The sequence below is a fragment of the Neobacillus niacini genome, from assembly GCF_019749295.1.
Classification (GTDB): Bacteria; Bacillota; Bacilli; order Bacillales; family Cytobacillaceae; genus Neobacillus; species Neobacillus niacini_D.
In genome coordinates this window covers 1-1,631 of sequence record NZ_JACWFG010000040.1, presented here as the reverse complement: position 1 = coordinate 1,631, position 1,631 = coordinate 1, and the positions used below count along the sequence as shown (strand labels likewise).

Below are 1,631 nucleotides of genomic sequence, written 5' to 3'. Positions count from 1 at the left end.
TAAACCAGCTAATAGTTTGTCAATATTTTTCAATAAAAACTTAAAATATCTCGTGCTATACTAAAAATGTGCATGCCAAATAACCTTCCGTTATTCTAATTTTGGAAGGTTTTGTGTTATTTAGTTTATTTTTGGTTCTAAGCTATATCTTGGAAAGTGGTTCTGTTCTTTAAAAGGGCAAATATCCAATGTAAGAGTTTATTTACGCATGCAATTACAGCTACTTTAAAGGGTTTTCCTTCGCCACGTTTCTTGTCGTAAAACTCTCGCATTTTCTTGTTGCGAGGGATGATTTCATCCGTTGTTTTCTTTTTACGGCAATCACGAATCGCACAACGAACAGCCATATATAAGGCGTGACGAAGCCTACTTGACCCTCGTTTTGTAATTCGATTCTTTGTGGCTGTAAACTTACCAGATTCGAATACACTTGGATCAACTCCAGCGAAAGCTACCAGCTTTTTAGGATCAGTAAATCGATCTATCTCTCCAATTTCTGAAATAATCGTTGCAGCGATTTTTTCTCCGATACCAGGGATAGATTTGATAATATTATATTCTTCAATTTCTTTAGCGAGGGCATCTATCTCTGATTCCAACTTTGATAGGTGCTCTTTGTATTGAAGAATCATATTAATATACATACCAAGGCTTAAAATATGACTCTGGTAGATTGTCTTTTCAAAAGGGTTACGAGCTGCCGCAGCCTTAAGTTTAATCGCACTTTCTTTTGCCCACCTGATTGATCGACTTTTACATAATTCATGTATCTTATCTGTAATTGTTTCTTCACTTGCTTTAATAATATCCTCGGAAGAGGGGAACTCTGAAAGCGTTAAGAGTGATACCACCGAATATAAATCTCCAAAAACCCCCTTATATTCCGGAAACACTTGTTCAAGAACAGCTTGAAATTGAAGCTTCGTTTGGATAGTGACTCCAGTAATATTTTCATGCTGTCTTGTAAGATTCCGAAGGTTTAATAATTGGACACCACGCTTTTTATAAGGCTCTAACTCCTCTTTGTAGAACAACTCACAAAGAAGATAGGCATCTACGGCATCTGTCTTTACTTTTCTTAAACTTGAACCTCTTGCCTTGTATGAAATCAACGGATTGATAATAATCAATAAATATCCTCGTTCTTCCAAGTAATGAACTACAGGAGTTTGATAATGCCCTGTAGCTTCTAGAATGATTGAAGGCTTCTTACCAGACTCTTTTTTCACATCCTCCAGAAACGTTACAAGATAACTAAGCCCTTCAATAGTATGAGATACTTTAAAACTCTTACGATAAGGTTTGCCTTTATCTAAAAATGCTTGAACCTGACTTTCTCCTTTTGAAATATCCAGACCAACGACTGGATTCATTCTAATTCCTCCTCCTAAACTAGTAATTTGCCAGTACCCCTAATTCCTCCATGCAGTGTCACAGCTTCGCTTGTTATACGAGATCAAAGTCCCAACCAGCCTCAATCATGTTTCTACAAGTAGGGGGCGAACGGTTTAGCTGACGGGGTCGAAGCCCCACGGGCAGTTACGTTCTACCCTGGCTACTGATATAATAAGACCATAAAAAATAAGGTCAACCAGAAATATTTAGCATTCTGGCTAACCTTATAATACGAA

The 1,631-nt window shown here is 37.3% G+C and carries 1 protein-coding gene; it reads right to left on the bottom strand.

Annotation, left to right across the window (positions count from 1 at the left end; translation table 11 throughout):
* Positions 1 to 137 precede the first annotated feature (137 nt).
* On the bottom strand, positions 138 to 1,373 hold the full coding sequence (locus H0184_RS27335; protein WP_221831165.1) for an IS110 family RNA-guided transposase: 1,236 nt from the start codon (positions 1,371 to 1,373) through the stop codon (positions 138 to 140).
* Between the last annotated feature and the right edge of the window lie 258 nt (positions 1,374 to 1,631).

Coding starts and splice junctions, on each gene's coding strand:
- H0184_RS27335 (WP_221831165.1), bottom strand. CDS start 1,373: ATGAATCCAGTCGTTGGTCTGGATATTTCAAAAGGAGAAAGTCAGGTT.